The organism is Legionella shakespearei DSM 23087 (genome assembly GCF_000373765.1).
Classification (GTDB): Bacteria; Pseudomonadota; Gammaproteobacteria; order Legionellales; family Legionellaceae; genus Legionella; species Legionella shakespearei.
On sequence record NZ_KB892437.1, the window covers coordinates 51,427 to 67,212 of the forward strand.

Consider the following 15,786-nt stretch of genomic DNA (forward strand, 5'->3'; position numbering starts at 1 on the left):
TTAATATAAACATTTTGCTCATGATTTTTCTTACAATTTAATTCAAAGGTGATATGATGAAATTTAGCCCTAGTACGAATCAACAACATTTAGCAGCGATTATCAAACAAATTCCCAGTGGTTTTATATTAAAATCTGATTCAGAAATGTTACAAGGACTTAAAGCGCTTCCTGAAGATGTTGATTTCAACCAAGCTGATGGAGATTTTAATACCGTTTTATATTTAGCTGCTGCGAATAATTGCTCAGATACTATTGATTATTTACTTGAAGTAAGAAAAGTTGATCCTAATATTACTGTATCTGACGGTCTCACTGCTGCCCATATTGCTGCTATGACAGGTAACTTAAAAGCTCTGCAAGCATTAATGAAAAGTGAACAAATAGAACTATCCATCCAGGATGATTTCGGAGAGACCCCGTTGTTTCGTGCATTAGGAAATCTTGCAGAAGCAAAAGGTATGGATATCGTGAGTCTGTTAATTGAAAAAGATCAGACTGCGGTTTTAATTCCTAATGAGGATAACACTGATCCGCTTGAACTTGCACTTCAAGGAAAACGACCAGGTTATGTTGAGATTCTGCTGGACAATGGTGCACAGGTAAGTGAGCGTTGCAGAGATATGTCTGTGGCCATGATGTTAGAGAGAAGCAAGCCTTCACCTCATTTTGGTGGTGCGAATGTATTATTTACAGGAGACATAGAGAACGCCAACCTCCGTGCCTGTGCCAAGCTGATCACCGAAGCCTATGATAAGCAACAAAAGGGCGCCAAACCGTAGGCCGCGTGTAGCCCGTATTAGGCGCTAGCCGTAATACGGGACAGTTCATGCGTCGATCCCGTATTACGGCTAGCGCCTAATACGGGCTACAATGAATGTTTCTTGCTGCACATATTTAAACTAAACTTATAAAAACAATTCACTTACATGGAGCCTGTAATGAATAAAAATGCTTTGCTATCAGCCAGATCCGGCAAAATAATTGCAATTCTTTTATTCAGTTTTGCCTTGCTCGGTAAAAGCTGGGCATCTCAATATAGCTGTGATGAGAGTGACTCGCAACAAATACAGGCAGCCGTTATAGCTTACATAGAAGCAGACTCTAAAGGTGCTTCGCAAGGAGCGTCAATGTCTTCGCTCCGTTGTCTTTCTTCCTATGCGTCAGTGATTGTCCACTATGCCCAACCAAATTTTGATGATCAGGTTGGCTATTTGCAAAAAAGCAACGGCGAATGGAGCGTTATAGGATTAGCCACAGGTTTTGATGGTGAAACACTTGATAAAATCCCGGAACAAATACTGCAATAAGAGCTTGCATAAAGACTCGATAACGGATATTAAGCGATTTTTGAGGCATTACAGCTCGCCCCACAGTTACATGAATCGGAGGTCGGGATTCATGCTCGGCAAGGTCTGGAGCGAAACGGTAGCCCGGTCTGCTTGCAGCCGGGATCGAAGTGGCACAAATTCCCGGCTGCAAGCAGGCCGAGCTACAGGAGCCCAACACAATAACTTAAATATAATACCTTAAACCCAATTGGACTTGATTGCTATAAAGGGTATTAAACGTTGTTGGTGTGCCTGTCAAACCAATATTAAATGGGCCACCCGTATCATATTGTCCGGTATTGGAAAATTTACCTAAATCAACAAACTGATAATTTAAGTCAATCAAGAAGTTATCCTGCAGGGCATAAGACATTCCTGCACCTACTTGCCAGGCGAAATGATTTACTGAACGACCAAATTCACTCTGCTGGACAAAAGGCCAATAAATAATACCAGTTGAATTGGAACTTACCCCTAAACCTCCCATGATATAAGGAGTAACAGGGGCATTAAAGTCCATATCATAATAAGCATTAGCCATTATCGTATAATTTCTAAGTTTTGCAGCACCGATCTCCGGCGCATCATCTGTAGCCTGGAAGGAGATAGAAGGGCGGTAAGTAAAAGTAAGGTCCGTTCTTAATTGGGGAATAAAACGATAACCAACGCCTACATTGTAGCCTACGCTGTTTTTGACATCTGAATCCAGGGCATTGATTGAATCATTCGACAGATAACTTGCCGTGATAGCAGAAGGATTATTATAAAAATTATATCCAACATCTCCCCTGAGATAAAAATTTTTCATATCAGCAACTGGCCCCATAGTGCCCGCAAATAGACTTCCTGAAAAAACAGCGGCACTTACGGCAATAGAAACAAGATTTTTTTTCATTCGTTATCCTTAACTTAAAGAATTAGAAAATGGAGAGGCAAATAAAAATTCCGCTCGCAAGTTTTTAATATACCTCAGATTAGATTTTTTGTCAGTTCTACAAAATGTCCTGAAAAAAACAAATATTGATTCAGCAATAACAGAAAAGGGTGCAAATATCGGGGTTTTACCCGGTTATTTTGCAACCTAACCATCAAATATAATTACAATATTTCCAATAACAGGACAAATTAAATGAAAGATGAAAATAAGACCCTTCTTATAACCCATGAAGAGATGCAAATCGTTTCCCTGGCTTTATTAATGGCTCATGAACAAGGCAGTACAGCAAAACTTCTTGATGTTTTAAAACATTTTATTGATGAAGAAGTAGAACGTAAAATTAAAAAGGATTTGCTAGAGGCTTATGAACAAAACGATACAGAAAAGCTGGTTAGCATATTGGACAAGCCTGAATGTACAAAGGAAATTCTGTTACAGGAGTTGAAACACGACTCAACTCTTTTAACACTCGCTGCTCGAAAGGGCCGTACTAACATAGTTAAAGCGATATTGGACCATAAAAAATGTACTCATGAAGTCTTTTTACATCAAGATAAATGGGGAGGCAGTGCATTGAATCAGGCAACCTTGTGTGACCATCCTGAAACTGTCAGCGTAATACTTAATCATCCCAAATGTACAAGAGAAGCCCTGACACAAACCTGTCATGAGGGAGAAATTCCATTACATATTGCTGCCAAAAGGGCGTATACGGACATTGTTTTGATGTTGCTTGACAGTCCTCTCTGTCTGGATGAAGATTTATTGCAGGAAGATCATGAGGGATACACGCCCATGACTCAGGTATCTAGCAGAGGTCATAGAAACAGTCACAAAGATCATCGTATTACTCTTAGAGCAATAATTAATCATGCAAAGTGTACAAAAGAAATTTTATATCAAAGCTCTGCTTTGCTTGTAGCTGTCGCCGATGAAAACCTGGCTGCTGCACAAATCATACTAGCGGATGAAAAGTGTACTCCAGAGATGGTAACCAAAACCTGGGGCCAGGAGGACAAGAATATTTTGATGCTTACCTTATACCATCGCCCCAAGAATGAAATGCTTTCATTTTTATTAAATCATCCCAAATTCGATAAAAAACTGTTACTCCAGGAAAACGATCAAGGCTATAACGTTTTAATGCTGGCGGCATGGGCAGAGCCTTTGGAGGTTCCTTTAGATACTTTCGCCAGATTACTGAACAGCCCCTTATGTAATGAGGAAATCCTGAGTGCTCAAAATGATTCCGGGTACACCGCCTTGATGCTAGCGGTCTTGAATTATAGAAAAGATAAAGTTCTTGCCCTGTTAAACAGCCCTCATTGTACAGATGCTGTTATTCAAATGACAACACCAGACGGAAAGAGGGCAGACCAATTATCCCCAAGGCATCGGGATATTACTCTGCTGATAAAAATCGTTCCAATGCTTCGCCAAATCTGGGATTGTTCCGCAAGCGATTCTACTAATCTGATTCATTTAATGAACACATTTTGTGAAACTAATAGCAGTCTATCATCTTATTTCTTTAGTGAAGATAAAACCTTAACCAGCGTTCGCTTTCTTATAAAGCAATACAAAGAAAATGGTTGCACTTCACATCTGTCACTAATGAGCGAATTAAAAGAGTTAGTCAATGACAGTTCAGATTACAAAAGCACTATGGAAATCACTCTATCATGTTACATAGAATTTATAGAGTCACAACTTGCTGTGAATCAAGTGCCTAATGAAGACCATAGTGAAGAAGATGAAAAGGCATACCTTTTGGGTTATTAATCCGTAGGATGTACATTGAGTGAATGTACATCCGAGAATGGCACAATGTCGTAGCCCGTATTAGGCGATAGCCGTAATACGGGAAATTTTGCCACCTCAATCCTGTATTACGCTCCGCTAATACAGGCTACAAAACCTAAATGACCGAATTTAACCGATGTAGCAGGGGGTATTACAGAAAGTTTAGCTTGCCCATTTTATCTAACTGCTGCTGTTGATATTCAGGTTTAATACAACTGAGAAAGAGAATATCGGCAGTAGTAATTGTTTGTCCACCAGTGATTTTATTCAAACGTGAGTCTAAAATTTTAAAAGCAGCGCTGGATTGAGGTGTCTTTTCAATCTTCAATCGTTCTTCAATTAATTCCCGCTCTTTCTTTGGTAATAGTTCCAACATGCTGAGGCCAAGTAAAACGATATCGGGATAATTGGTAGTAAACGTAACTTTTATGTTCGTTTCATCTGCGGAAGTATAAAATCGTGTACCAGCAAAACAATTTGCGGCAAATACATCAATAATTTCCCTGCATGTATGCAGTACATTTTGATGAAACACAAGCTCAAAAGTGTAATTTCTGGGTTTACTTCCCTCATCAAGGGAAATCTTGAAATAGTTAAATGATTTTATACGTGCCGTCTGTTGAATTGACTTTTCAAATTCCCTTACTGAGAGTTCGGTTAACATATTTAATTCCATATTTTATACAACTACACTAGTTTATATGATAAATTCAAATGCCACAATATGAACAATATGCTTCCTGTATTGCTTTTAAAGCAGGTCGCGCTCTTGGCACATATCTGATTTCGTAGCTGTAATACGGAATTAGCTCATTGCCACTTCGATCCCGGCTGCGAGCAGACCCACTGCCATTAAGTTAAGCGCTACTCCGCCGTACCGCGGCTTGTCCGCGGTATCCAGAGATCTAAGTTCGGAGTGAGATTCCTGGATCCCGCGGACAAGCCGCGGGACGACGGAATTCCTTAACTTAATGGTAGTGGCGAGCAGACCGGGCTACGCATGTGCTATTCCGGATCAACTTCACCCCAATCCGCGTCGTCGGTCTATAGCCTAACCGAAATCATTCGCCTTTATCATTATTCTGTCTATAATTTACTCATAAACCTTGAAATAGTAATATCACAGGAGCATTTAATGCATCCAAAAATTGAAGAAGCCAGCCGAGAAATTATTGAACTTTTTAATGCAAAAGCCAAAAATGGTATCGCCAGAATAAAAGAGATATGTGATAAAGAGAACATTTCTTCCGCAGAAACGATTGGAGAATTTCTTTACCAGCAAAGGCAAAATCTGGATTTGGAATCAGTTGGTGATTATCTGAGTGGGCCAGAAGAAGAAAACAAAGAAGCATTACAGGCATTTACTGGTCAATTAAATTTCGAAGGACAAAGCTTTGTTAATGGGTTAAGAATTTTTCTAAAAGCCTTTAAACTGCCAGGAGAGGCCCAAAAAATCGATAGGCTTGTTAAAAGCTTTAGCGAGGCTTATTGTCAGCAAAATCCTGATGTAATTGCCAATGAAGATGCGGCCTATCTTTTAGCATTTCAAACCATAATGCTTAATACTGATTTGCATAATCCCAGTATAGCAGAGCAGAATAAAATGACGCTGGATGGCCTCGTAAGAAACCTCAAAGGAACTAATAATGGCGGTGATTTTAATCCGGAATTTCTAAGGACAATATACAATGAGATTAAAGCTAAACCTTTTGAATTCAATTTCGTTAAAGTGAATCCAGGATACGAAATTAATTTTGGTGCCTCCGATAACGATCCTGCTTTTGAAAAATTAAATTCGATAATGGGTTCATCTGTGATAGATCCTAAAAATCTTATTCCAGGAATTAGTGATAGCGTTAAGGCAACCGTTGCCAAACCCAAGCCATGGTTAGCATTTTTGACTGGATATGAAGGAACTATACTCTTGGCAGATGAAAAAACGAAGGGTGAAGCAAGCATCCAGATTTATAAACCTGGTATCTTTTCAAAATTGTTCTTTGGAGAACAGCCTAAGGTAATCGTACAACCAGCAGGAACAAATAAAGCATCAATTGATTTGGCAGCCAAAGTGGCTGCTGGTTTTAAAACACCAGTAAGCAGTATTAAAGCTACTTATGACTATGAGCACAAAGATTTAGAAAGTGCTTATCAACATGAGAAAAAGCTCGCTAGTATTGAACAAACCAAAAACTACAAAGAACAAATACCAAGAGAGTCTCAACCTGAAATAGGGAATATCAACACTCCCAGACAATAGTCTTAAGTCTGATTATTGTGATAATCAGACCATTAAGCTTAACCGTTCAGATCGTTCACAACGTTAAAGAAATCATTATATTACACAAACCAATGTTGGAGCGCATTTACCTAATCATAAAAAGCAATTAGATGAAACGGTAAAAATCATCGATAATGCCAAACAAAATGGCTGGGATCGCATCGTTGAGATGAATACAGATGTTGTCAATAACCTTAAATCAATTATACAGACTTTAGAGAGTGATAAAGATGAGTAGTACTGATTCAAAACAAATAACCGCCCTTAAAGAAGCAGCACGCCAAAAGCGTGCTGCCACTCTTGAACGTGTATTAATTGCCTTAAAAGTCATGGAGGAACAGCAGCTACCGATTAATTTTGAGTCGGTAGCTAATTTTGCTAAGGTTTCAAAAACTACTCTATATAAAGATCCTGCTTTAAAAAAGCATATAAATCAGTCCAGAGATAGTTTCAAGCGAAATCATTACGTACAAGAACAGGCATTGAAACTGAAATCAAAAGATAAGGAGATCAGCGTTCTTAAAAAACAAAATAAGAACTTACAACGACAAATTGAAGAGCTAAAAAAACAGTTGGAAGTTGCCTACTCAAGCATTTTTAAATAGACACTGTTTAGATGCAAAATATAAACCCTAATCAGACTAAAGGGGACAATATTTCACTACATCGAGTGTTTTGGTTGGGTTTTCTGTCTCTGCAATCGTCTTTTTTAATTCAGCAGTGAATTGAGAAAGCCATGCTTCATGTCCTGGCAAGCCTTCAGGTTTAGGTAATTGACTATTAGGCAAACAAAACTCATCGGGTATGATGACCTCGGAGAAGAGATCCCCATTATGTCTGACATCAATATTGAACGAAAGCAAAATGGGCTCAACCACTGTTAATACAAGGCTGTTTTGGACTAAAATTGAACCTTGACCAGTCGCAATTGCTTCTGCCAATTCATTAAGAAGATATTGTTTACTTTCATTATAACTTTCTACAGATTCTTGTTGATGGCGTAGATTCTGATCCGCAGTCTCCTCAGCGTATGCCCAATTGTTGTTGGTAAGTTGCTGGACTATGGTTTCGCGTGGTACAAAACTTGCTTCAAACAACCGTAAACGATTATCATAGGTAGTAGATTGGATTCTCCAAGCGTTTCGACTTAATGTCGTTAATAATACCCCAGAACGCTCAAAAAATTTCATCATTTATAACCCCAAAGTCACATTCAATTTAATGTAAATGTCGAAAAATTGGTACTATATTATTCAAATTATATTTTGTCAATTTTTTTCCTTAGTGCCGTTTAAATTAGCAACACCTGTCGAAGCTTAAATAGTTTCTACTTTTAAGATAAGTTAAAAATGGGAGGATTACCGATCAAGAGGTAGAAAACATGATCCCCAGTATACCAATAATGCACGCCTGAAAGATGATTCGACAAGGGTATTTACAGGCGTGCAAAAATATAAGACTATTTTTTTATAATTATTTTATTTTAGAAATTAATGAAAAAGAGTACAATTAAAGCTACGTTATGAACGTTCCAAACGCTTACCTCGGGGCTCCTTTAATATATATAATCAGACTTAATGCTATAAGTGTAGTTAAGGAAGATAGGCATCAAAATTTTGCAATGAAGTACTAGCCATTCCGGCGCGCTCGAGAACGCCATTAGAGCGGAGTATTGTTTCTTAATGTATCATTAATTCTGTAATGCTCGAAATATTATCTGCTTGCTAACTGAGTTATGGATAAGAAGCTTGCTTTATCCAGTCGTTACTTCGATGCCGTTCGGGCTGAGGAAGCGCGATAGCGCTGTCTCGAAGCCTGGGCATGGTGCTAAGGCTTCGAGACGAGGCTATCGCCTCTCCTCAGCCCGAACGGCATCGAAGTAAATCAAGCTTCTCATCCATAACTTACGTTAAGGTAATATACAAAATCAATAAAGAATTTTATCCCATCTTAACTGATTGTTTTATATAAAAAATTGCGTTAACGAGTTGAATCCCCCCTTCTAATTTTTTAACCGTTGTTAGAGCTTTTCATTCATTATATATTTTTCAATGCTCTTAACCTGAAGTTCAGTAGAAAGCATTCCATCTATGATTATATCCGCCTCAGTTTTGAATTTCGTATCGTCAAATAGAGGTCTTGAGTTATTTAAATAAAAATCTATTTCAGAAATAAGCTCATCTTTTGTTCTATTTGTTTCTTTGTAATTTCTAAGTAACCATCTACATAATGAAACATCCAGTGGCACGTCAAGATGAACCCATGTATCGATATACATTCCAGTTTGCGTATGAAATCGCCCTAAAGGAGCATCAAAAATAATATATTTTGTAGGATTAAGAGTAATTTGTAATGTTGGATGAACTATGGGTTGTTCCATTTTAAGAGATTCCAGAATGTCTGCCAACTTCTGATAATTCCATTCTGTATAGTTTTCTCCACGTTTATACCAATCAATGTAGTCCTCTGGTCCTGTGGAAATCGCATCGAAATCATCCCACATAAGAAAAGTACTATGCCACTCTTTTGCAAGCGCCCTAGTAAGGGTGGATTTTCCAGCCCCCATGTTTCCGCTAATACCAATAATATGAGATGTCATCGAATTTATCTTACTTTAAATTAATAAAAAGATTTTTTTGGGAATTTCATTACCATAAATTGATTAAAATATATAAAAAACTGTAGCCTTGATGCAGCGCATGAAACAATTAACTCAGACTGGATTTTTTGCTTGATTCCAGATCTGTATTTAGAACAACTCTTTTTTCATTAATCATATGTTTCAGAGCCTTAACTGAATCTGTCTCTAAATGCAGTATTCTCGTGGTTAAGTCTTGGCTTGTTGCAAGGATTTTATAACTTTCTGATTTGTTTTTTATATTTTCTGTTTCGAACTTTTGTAACTCTTCTATAGTTGATATATTTTCAATCTGGCTTTTAAAATCCAACAAAATTTCGCGTTTCAAGTGATCCCCTTTCAACTGTTGGAACTCCTGCTTTATTGTTTTCATTGTTTCGGCACTAACGCTATATCGATGTGCTCGTCCAGTTGATTTTTCATGACCAACGGCTTTAGCAAGAAGTTGTTGTTCAAGTCCCCCTTCAGTAAAAGCTTGTCGATCTGTAAAACTCACCTTTCTCAGATGTGTGGCAATTTGCTCTTGGGCCAGTTTTGGGATCTCATTTATAGTAATGGCTTCATTAGTATAGTGAGCAAGCAGTTTACCAGGGTTAAATTGTCTGGCAACATTTATATGCGAAAGATCAGGATCGTTAGCTTCTGATATAATGGCAGCTCTCATGTGTTTATAAAAATCTGCCCACTCTTCGGTCGCTTTAGGAATAGTACCTTTACCTTGAATTTTTGCAATATCTTGTACTTTTCCATAAGGATAAACATCATCTCTTCTTTGGGTTTTATGCACACCTTCTGGCTGTGGGCCTGAATAGCCACGTAAGTTCAACACCACATTTTTTGGAATAAGATTGGGATTTTTTTCAAAAAAGCTCTGTAGCTCTTCGACGATATCTTTTCTGTCGTCATGGAAATTAAACTCGATTTCATCATGAGGATGTTCCATGGATGCTTTTTGCATTTGTGCAAACAATAAGGAGACTTTACTGGAATCATCAACCAATTTGGCAAATCTGTCATCCGCATCCAGTTTACTCCATTTAGTGTCGGATTTATAACTGCCGTTGGATTCGAGAATCCCGCTATCAAGTATTGTATCAAATTCCGTACCAAATTTATTTCCAGACTCAAGATCGGCAAGGAGAAATTTATCAAATTTTGCATTTAATCTGGTGGCAAGAGCCTGAAGTCTTGGAAATGCAGAGCCTGGCGGCGTTACTCCTGCAGAGCCATTACCAAAATCCATGATAATATCCTGCCTGTTAGAGCCTACAATGACATAATCTTCGCTATCTCCACGTGTTAAAATAATCCCATCTAAGAAGTCCTTATTAGCCTTTAAAATGGCTTGGTCAGCTTGTTCTGCAGTCGCCTGATCTGTCCATTTCTGCCCTTTACTCTGGTCATGTACTGTTCGATCTAATTCGTCACAATAAGCTTCATTACTCAAACTACCATCAAAATCAAAAGAATGATACCTGATTTTCTTTCCCATGATGATTACCAAATAAAGTTCTATATGTCTAATTTTAGCATAGACAAATGGAATTATTTGTTACACATCCCCCTCCTCCTAATAACCAGGGTTTACGTTGCGTTAGGGTCAAGCATTTTTCATTAAAAATTCCGCTCCTTAACAGTCGCGGCTCGGTTTTCTGGGGTACGATAAAGTAAATACGAACGCACGGAAACCGAGCCGCGACCGTCAGGAAGCGGAACAGTATCAATAAAAATAGATTTATCAGCAAGCAAAGCAGGCAGTCAAACTTTAAGTTAAATTATGTTTTGCAAATACCTTCATAGCAGCAACTATGTATTCAGCCAAATCCGGATGAAAGCGATTATAATATTCACGAAAATCAGGATGATCTAAATACACTTGTCCAAGTCCTAAATAGGTTTCCTTATTAGGAGTCCAAAAATTATTAACCCAGTCGTAGTGCTTTTGAATAAGTTCCTGAACCTCATCAGAATCTACTTTTTGCCCTTGCTGGAGTACGTTCACAAGCGCTAAGTTCAGTTGTTCACCAGCCTCTGTAAATTGCTCCCAATCAGGTTTTTTCCAATGGGCAACACGTTGCCAGCTTTCATCAATTTGTTGTTGAGAAAGAACGCCAGTATCGAGCATGTATTGTTCATGTTCTTGTTGTTTCATTGGGTCAAAACCGTCAAAAATTTCTTCAATAGCCATTTTATTTTGTCCTCTTAAGTGTGAAATGGTTTTATCAATCGTCTGGATGAGTGTTAGTGTTCGCTCAACATTAGATTGCAAAGAAGATTTATGCAGTTGCAATGAATTTATTTTATCGAAATCATCGCAATGCAAAATCCGCTTTATGTCATTAAGAGGAAATTCAAGTTCGCGGAAAAACAAGATTTGCTGCAGCAAAAGTAGTTGCTCTTCTTGATAATAGCGATACTGATTCTCGCCATAAAATGCTGGCTTTAGTAAACCAATCTCATCATAAAAGCGCAAAGTGCGACTGCTCACACCAGAAAGTCTGGCTAATTGTTTAATCGTGTACTTCATATTGCACTCCTCCTAATAACCAGATACACGATAAAGGTTTACGTGACGTTAAGGTCAAGCATTTTTCATTAATCTTTGGTCGGATGCAACCATTTTGGTTTTCTGTATACAGCACGTGGCTGTCCTGTTTAATCTAAATCAATGCTCTGTGCCCCGACAAAAATTCCGCTCCTTAACAGTCGCGGCTCGGTTTCCGTGCGTTTGTATTGACTTTATCGTACACCAGAAAACCGAGCCGCGACTGTTAAGGAGCGGAACAGTTATACTGGCACGTACTTTACACCGATACTCAAATCGTGCTACACAAGGCTCCGTACCATAATTGCGGCACTCTATCCCGGCTGCAAGCAGACCGGGCTACACGATGATTAACTCCTGTTAATCGTACGTTGAAACCAGTTTCTTCAAGCACTTCTCTTACAACAGATTCAGATGGAGATTCATTAACATCAACCCAGCCTCCCGGTAAAGTCCACAAGTTATCAGAGCGTTCCTTTGCAAGTAATAGTTGGCCATCTTTTAATATAAATGCTCTGACATCTAATTTTGGTGTGGCGTAACCTTTTTCTAATGAAAAAAAATGTTCAACATCATCAATATTTTTATCAGAAAAATAAGCTGCCATTTCTTTAGCGACACGCTCAAGTTGATTATAACGTTCTATATCAAATTCATTCCTTGAGTAGGTAAGACCATTTTGCGAAATAGCATGTATTTCAGAAATCCATTTTAAAATGTACATAACTATTTCCTTAAATGAAGTAATTCCGATTTCTATAGAATAAATAATAGACCATAAAATCACAAGGTCAGCTTGTTCCAATTTGTCCTTATCGGACAGCATGTTGTCCTTTTAGAACCAAACCATAACTGCCCATATAAAGTACAATAAACTTTTGTAATACCTTTATATCACTTGAGGATGATTAAATGAAACGTGGAGAGTTTGTAGAAACATGTAGCATTCGTGAAAAAGAATTGCAAAAATTGGTCAATCAAATAATGAGCAGACCAGATACCAGAGAAAATAGGATATTGCTTCAACACGCATTAAAAGGCGATTATTCTGATTTCGGATCATCTCATCCCCTGCCAAATCATTTGCTTTTTGCAGAGCTTGAAGCTGCAAATGCAGTCGAACCCGAATCAGACTGGGGAGCAGTGCTGCGTAATGCTCATAATGGTGAATATGAGCATGGATATGGGGCTTCCTGCCTGTTTTTTCATACCAGAAGATTTGTCAACGAAGCAACTCAACAAGCAGATACACGGAAAAAACAAGAAGCTGCTGAAGTGGAGTCAGAATTCGGCTTACTCAGAAAATGATGTTCACCTGACCTACACTGGAAAAACACTTTGACGCATCCATTGCACTTAGTAATTCTCCCAGTTTACGCGGTAATGTCGAAGCCAGAAAGAAGCCTTTGCAGGACGTGTAGCCCGGTCTGCTTGCAGCCGGGAAAGCTAATAGCAGCAGCCTCTTCTACATATCTTTGTGTACCGATTCACTTCGTTTCTTCGCGCGTCCTTTTTGCTAAGAATTTCCAAATACTGGCACCCTGCCGCTTTCAGGAGATCCTTCGCGCAAAAAGACGCGCTCAGGACGACGTAGATCGAGAAACGGCAAAGAGGTGAAGAGACTGTTACAAGATGGTTCAGTGATTGTCTTTAATATCAATGACATGTAGCCTTGATGCAGCGATAGCGAAATCAAGGTTTTCATATTCCTAAAGATCTGAAAGCTAAGGAAAACCTTGATTTCGCTATCGCTGCATCAAGGCTACGGTTATTTATGACTTTGACTCAGAAATCGTTGTGCCTGCTCTTTAGTCAAACCAGACATCTGGAACTCGGCTCCCAGACTGCTTCGAATTATCGGTGAAGAAACCACAACATCACCCAAGACCAGATTCATTCTCTTGCCTATGTTTTCACCGCTTAATCGCTTTAACTCAGTTGCCGCAGAACTGCTCAATTTTATTTGCAATCCATATGAGTCTGTAGAATTCGCCGGTTCGATAATTGTTGCTGACTCAATCATTGCAGCATTAAGAGTCAACTGGCTTTGAATTACCTGAAATACCATCAATGGCCCTGATTCTACAGCGTTAGCCTCTGTGGTCGTTCCATAGGCCATTGCAGTTGAAAAAAAAGATAGGCCTAATGTAATACAAAGTCCTTTTAAAAGAATATTCATTTTATTGTATACCTCGAAAAAAATTTAACTGTCTTCAAAGGCTAATAGGCTAATAGGCTAATAGGCTAATAGGCTAATAGGCTAATAGGCTAATAGGCTAATAGGCTAATAGGCTAATAGGCTAATAGGCTAATAGGCTAATAGGCTAATAGGCTAATAGGCTAATAGGCTAATAATTGCGGATCAAGTAATATCAAAATAATTCATCATTTATTAAAAATAATGATTATACAGATAATATTATCTGAATTACATAGAGTAGTATTTCCTTGATGCAGCGATAACAAGATTAAACCTCCCGACCATTACATCAAAGAAACTAGAGTTGTAAATCGCCTGGTAACATGTGATTATATCGTTGACCAATAAAAAACAGTCTGTGCTTTTGATTGCACTGACTTTATTAATTTAAATCATCTATTGCGTAAGGATACTGCTTTATGTTTCATTTTCTTAGTGGATTTTCTTCATTTATTTCTCGTGTTTTATGGGGGGAAATTAGTTCTCCGTCGTTATTTGATACTATAAAAAACGCCCCTGAACCTGTCGTAACGATGAATTTTGGCTTGCTTGGCGGACAGGTTGCATTTGTAAATCCAACGAATCTGGATATGGCTCACTTGATTGATACTCTTGATGGAGAGCCTAATGGCAGGCGTGGTGAAACCGGGTTGCGCTTTTTCGTCGGAGGCAATTTTCTGAGTACACGTGCTAAAGACGATGCAGAAAATACTGCTCTAACCCATCACCATTTGCTCTCAAGTCTGCTTACTCGTCCAGCGGATTATATTGAAAATACTCATCAGGCCATGCACTTATTTCTTCAAGACGGAAGAAGAGAAATATCTCTACTTGAGCTGGCGACCGTTCCTTTAAGAAATACAGTTGCTCGCGGCTTATTTAATATTGAATCCATTCCATTTGATTTGCACCAGGCCTTGCAGGGGTTCTCCGGATTGATTCAAGATAAATTGGATAGTTTTGGTAAAACGTTATCGGTTAAATTAATGACCGCTTATTATTCGTGGTTTTTCTCTTTTATCCCGCGTTATCAACAGACAAAGACGGATTATCTTGTTGCAGCAGAAAAATTTCTTGCCCAACAGAGCGATCAGATTCTACAGTGTTTTCATACCTTAATGGAACATGATGACACTGGAGCGCTTCCAGAAAACTTATCTGGTATTACTAATGCTTTGGCTCGTTTCATTGCCCAACGAGTGAAAGAAACAAAGCCTGAATTGGCGAAGGACAAAGACCAGTTTCTGGATTATCTGGCAGCCATGACGGAGGCAGATTTACAGCCTTATTTGCACGAAGCAACCATTAAAACCTTGCCTATATTACCTTTGCCTGGAGATATGATAGTTATTCCTGTAAGTAGCGCATTAACTGAATTGGCTAGAAATCAGGAACTTTTTCTCCAATTACGACATGAGTTGCAACAACGAAAATTTGCTGAAAAGAACTCAGAACAAAAACGCGATGACATCATGCAAGACAGAGAACACAATGGCTTGTTACATCGAATTTATCTAGAGTCTTTAAGGCGTGATTTCCAACAAAAAACGCCCGAGCATCTGGAGGCTGAAACTATTATTTTGCGTTATAGCGAATATGGCGTTGCTGTAAAGGACAAGCAGGGAGAGATAGTAACCCAGGTTCCTCCTGGTACTCTGATAGCAATATTGAATGCTCTACCTCGTTTCGATCCTAAAGTCTGGCCTAATCCTGAAAAATTTGATCCCTCACGTTACATTAGTGATGATGATAAATCACTGGAGAACTGCGTGAAGTCGATTTTCTTCTACGGCAAAAGAAAATGCCCAGCGAATGTAATTACCGAATTTATTTTTCAGACCTTTATTGCCGATTTAGTAATGAATTATGACCTTCGATTGATAGATGGCAATGATTTAGGACTGGCAAAAATTGAACTTTCCCCAGTATCTGATTTGGATCATGGAGTTGAGCTGAATACAACACGATTATCTGAATCGGTCAGCAATTAAAAAATTTATTCTATGGCTTAATCCTTAAATGCCCGAAAGAGTATTTAAGGATTTACGCAGCGG

General features: G+C 38.5%; 15 protein-coding genes. 7 read left to right on the plus strand and 8 right to left on the minus strand.

Annotated elements, in window-relative coordinates:
• Positions 1–53: 53 nt before the first annotated feature.
• Together B094_RS0115210 and B094_RS0115215 are read left to right on the plus strand one after the other, a co-directional pair.
• Complete coding sequence (locus B094_RS0115210; RefSeq protein ID WP_081621126.1) at positions 54–782, plus strand: ankyrin repeat domain-containing protein; 729 nt, start codon at positions 54–56, stop codon at positions 780–782.
• A gap of 159 nt (positions 783–941) precedes the next feature.
• Entirely contained in the window at positions 942–1,310 is a 369-nt protein-coding gene (locus tag B094_RS0115215) for a hypothetical protein (protein ID WP_018578684.1), read from the plus strand.
• Between the two features lie 205 nt (positions 1,311–1,515).
• Here B094_RS0115215 and B094_RS0115220 read toward each other — a convergent pair whose 3' ends face one another.
• The gene (locus B094_RS0115220; RefSeq protein ID WP_018578685.1) at positions 1,516–2,226 is read right to left on the minus strand and encodes an outer membrane protein; all 711 of its coding nucleotides are present in this window, start codon (positions 2,224–2,226) and stop codon (positions 1,516–1,518) included.
• Between the two features lie 234 nt (positions 2,227–2,460).
• On the opposite strand from B094_RS0115220, the gene B094_RS0115225 reads away from it, so the two are divergent.
• The gene (locus B094_RS0115225; protein ID WP_018578686.1) at positions 2,461–4,050 is read left to right on the plus strand and encodes an ankyrin repeat domain-containing protein; all 1,590 of its coding nucleotides are present in this window, start codon (positions 2,461–2,463) and stop codon (positions 4,048–4,050) included.
• Between the two features lie 172 nt (positions 4,051–4,222).
• Here B094_RS0115225 and B094_RS0115230 read toward each other — a convergent pair whose 3' ends face one another.
• Positions 4,223–4,735 carry a hypothetical protein gene (locus B094_RS0115230; RefSeq protein WP_018578687.1) on the minus strand — a complete coding sequence of 171 codons (513 nt, stop codon included), beginning with the start codon at positions 4,733–4,735 and terminating at the stop codon, positions 4,223–4,225.
• A 471-nt stretch (positions 4,736–5,206) separates the two neighbouring features.
• Between B094_RS0115230 and ralF the strand changes: the two genes are divergently transcribed.
• Both ralF and B094_RS0115240 read left to right on the plus strand, forming a co-directional pair.
• Positions 5,207–6,328, plus strand: coding sequence for a T4SS guanine nucleotide exchange effector RalF (ralF, locus tag B094_RS0115235; protein WP_018578688.1), 1,122 nt, complete (start codon positions 5,207–5,209; stop codon positions 6,326–6,328).
• A 251-nt stretch (positions 6,329–6,579) separates the two neighbouring features.
• Positions 6,580–6,954, plus strand: coding sequence for a DUF6262 family protein (locus B094_RS0115240; protein ID WP_018578689.1), 375 nt, complete (start codon positions 6,580–6,582; stop codon positions 6,952–6,954).
• Positions 6,955–6,990: 36 nt separating this feature from the next.
• On the opposite strand, the gene B094_RS0115245 is transcribed toward B094_RS0115240, so the two are convergent.
• The 5 genes from B094_RS0115245 to B094_RS16610 all read right to left on the minus strand — a co-directional run bounded on the left by B094_RS0115245 (position 6,991) and on the right by B094_RS16610 (position 12,358).
• The gene (locus B094_RS0115245) at positions 6,991–7,542 is read right to left on the minus strand and encodes a hypothetical protein (protein WP_018578690.1); all 552 of its coding nucleotides are present in this window, start codon (positions 7,540–7,542) and stop codon (positions 6,991–6,993) included.
• Between the two features lie 827 nt (positions 7,543–8,369).
• On the minus strand, positions 8,370–8,948 hold the full coding sequence (locus B094_RS0115250; protein ID WP_018578691.1) for an AAA family ATPase: 579 nt from the start codon (positions 8,946–8,948) through the stop codon (positions 8,370–8,372).
• Positions 8,949–9,057: 109 nt separating this feature from the next.
• The gene (locus B094_RS0115255) at positions 9,058–10,479 is read right to left on the minus strand and encodes a hypothetical protein (protein WP_018578692.1); all 1,422 of its coding nucleotides are present in this window, start codon (positions 10,477–10,479) and stop codon (positions 9,058–9,060) included.
• A 273-nt stretch (positions 10,480–10,752) separates the two neighbouring features.
• A complete protein-coding gene (locus tag B094_RS0115260) occupies positions 10,753–11,514 on the minus strand; it encodes a MerR family transcriptional regulator (RefSeq protein ID WP_018578693.1) in 762 nt (253 codons plus the stop codon).
• A gap of 289 nt (positions 11,515–11,803) precedes the next feature.
• A complete protein-coding gene (locus B094_RS16610) occupies positions 11,804–12,358 on the minus strand; it encodes an NUDIX hydrolase (protein WP_018578694.1) in 555 nt (184 codons plus the stop codon).
• Positions 12,359–12,444: 86 nt separating this feature from the next.
• Between B094_RS16610 and B094_RS0115270 the strand changes: the two genes are divergently transcribed.
• Positions 12,445–12,840: a hypothetical protein gene (locus tag B094_RS0115270; RefSeq protein WP_018578695.1), complete on the plus strand. Its 396-nt coding sequence runs from the start codon at positions 12,445–12,447 to the stop codon at positions 12,838–12,840.
• Between the two features lie 460 nt (positions 12,841–13,300).
• On the opposite strand, the gene B094_RS0115275 is transcribed toward B094_RS0115270, so the two are convergent.
• Positions 13,301–13,711: a SecDF P1 head subdomain-containing protein gene (locus B094_RS0115275; protein WP_018578696.1), complete on the minus strand. Its 411-nt coding sequence runs from the start codon at positions 13,709–13,711 to the stop codon at positions 13,301–13,303.
• A 440-nt stretch (positions 13,712–14,151) separates the two neighbouring features.
• On the opposite strand from B094_RS0115275, the gene B094_RS0115280 reads away from it, so the two are divergent.
• Complete coding sequence (locus B094_RS0115280) at positions 14,152–15,723, plus strand: cytochrome P450 (RefSeq protein WP_018578697.1); 1,572 nt, start codon at positions 14,152–14,154, stop codon at positions 15,721–15,723.
• The last annotated feature ends 63 nt before the right edge of the window (positions 15,724–15,786 follow it).

What these genes read in the sequence shown, in the direction of transcription:
- B094_RS0115255 (WP_018578692.1), bottom strand. Translation starts at nt 10,479, where the DNA reads ATGGGAAAGAAAATCAGGTATCATTCTTTTGATTTTGATGGTAGTTTG.
- ralF (WP_018578688.1), top strand. Translation starts at nt 5,207, where the DNA reads ATGCATCCAAAAATTGAAGAAGCCAGCCGAGAAATTATTGAACTTTTT.
- B094_RS0115210 (WP_081621126.1), top strand. Translation starts at nt 54, where the DNA reads ATGATGAAATTTAGCCCTAGTACGAATCAACAACATTTAGCAGCGATT.
- B094_RS0115270 (WP_018578695.1), top strand. Translation starts at nt 12,445, where the DNA reads ATGAAACGTGGAGAGTTTGTAGAAACATGTAGCATTCGTGAAAAAGAA.
- B094_RS0115220 (WP_018578685.1), bottom strand. Translation starts at nt 2,226, where the DNA reads ATGAAAAAAAATCTTGTTTCTATTGCCGTAAGTGCCGCTGTTTTTTCA.
- B094_RS0115215 (WP_018578684.1), top strand. Translation starts at nt 942, where the DNA reads ATGAATAAAAATGCTTTGCTATCAGCCAGATCCGGCAAAATAATTGCA.
- B094_RS0115260 (WP_018578693.1), bottom strand. Translation starts at nt 11,514, where the DNA reads ATGAAGTACACGATTAAACAATTAGCCAGACTTTCTGGTGTGAGCAGT.
- B094_RS16610 (WP_018578694.1), bottom strand. Translation starts at nt 12,358, where the DNA reads ATGCTGTCCGATAAGGACAAATTGGAACAAGCTGACCTTGTGATTTTA.
- B094_RS0115250 (WP_018578691.1), bottom strand. Translation starts at nt 8,948, where the DNA reads ATGACATCTCATATTATTGGTATTAGCGGAAACATGGGGGCTGGAAAA.
- B094_RS0115230 (WP_018578687.1), bottom strand. Translation starts at nt 4,735, where the DNA reads ATGTTAACCGAACTCTCAGTAAGGGAATTTGAAAAGTCAATTCAACAG.
- B094_RS0115245 (WP_018578690.1), bottom strand. Translation starts at nt 7,542, where the DNA reads ATGATGAAATTTTTTGAGCGTTCTGGGGTATTATTAACGACATTAAGT.
- B094_RS0115225 (WP_018578686.1), top strand. Translation starts at nt 2,461, where the DNA reads ATGAAAGATGAAAATAAGACCCTTCTTATAACCCATGAAGAGATGCAA.
- B094_RS0115275 (WP_018578696.1), bottom strand. Translation starts at nt 13,711, where the DNA reads ATGAATATTCTTTTAAAAGGACTTTGTATTACATTAGGCCTATCTTTT.
- B094_RS0115280 (WP_018578697.1), top strand. Translation starts at nt 14,152, where the DNA reads ATGTTTCATTTTCTTAGTGGATTTTCTTCATTTATTTCTCGTGTTTTA.
- B094_RS0115240 (WP_018578689.1), top strand. Translation starts at nt 6,580, where the DNA reads ATGAGTAGTACTGATTCAAAACAAATAACCGCCCTTAAAGAAGCAGCA.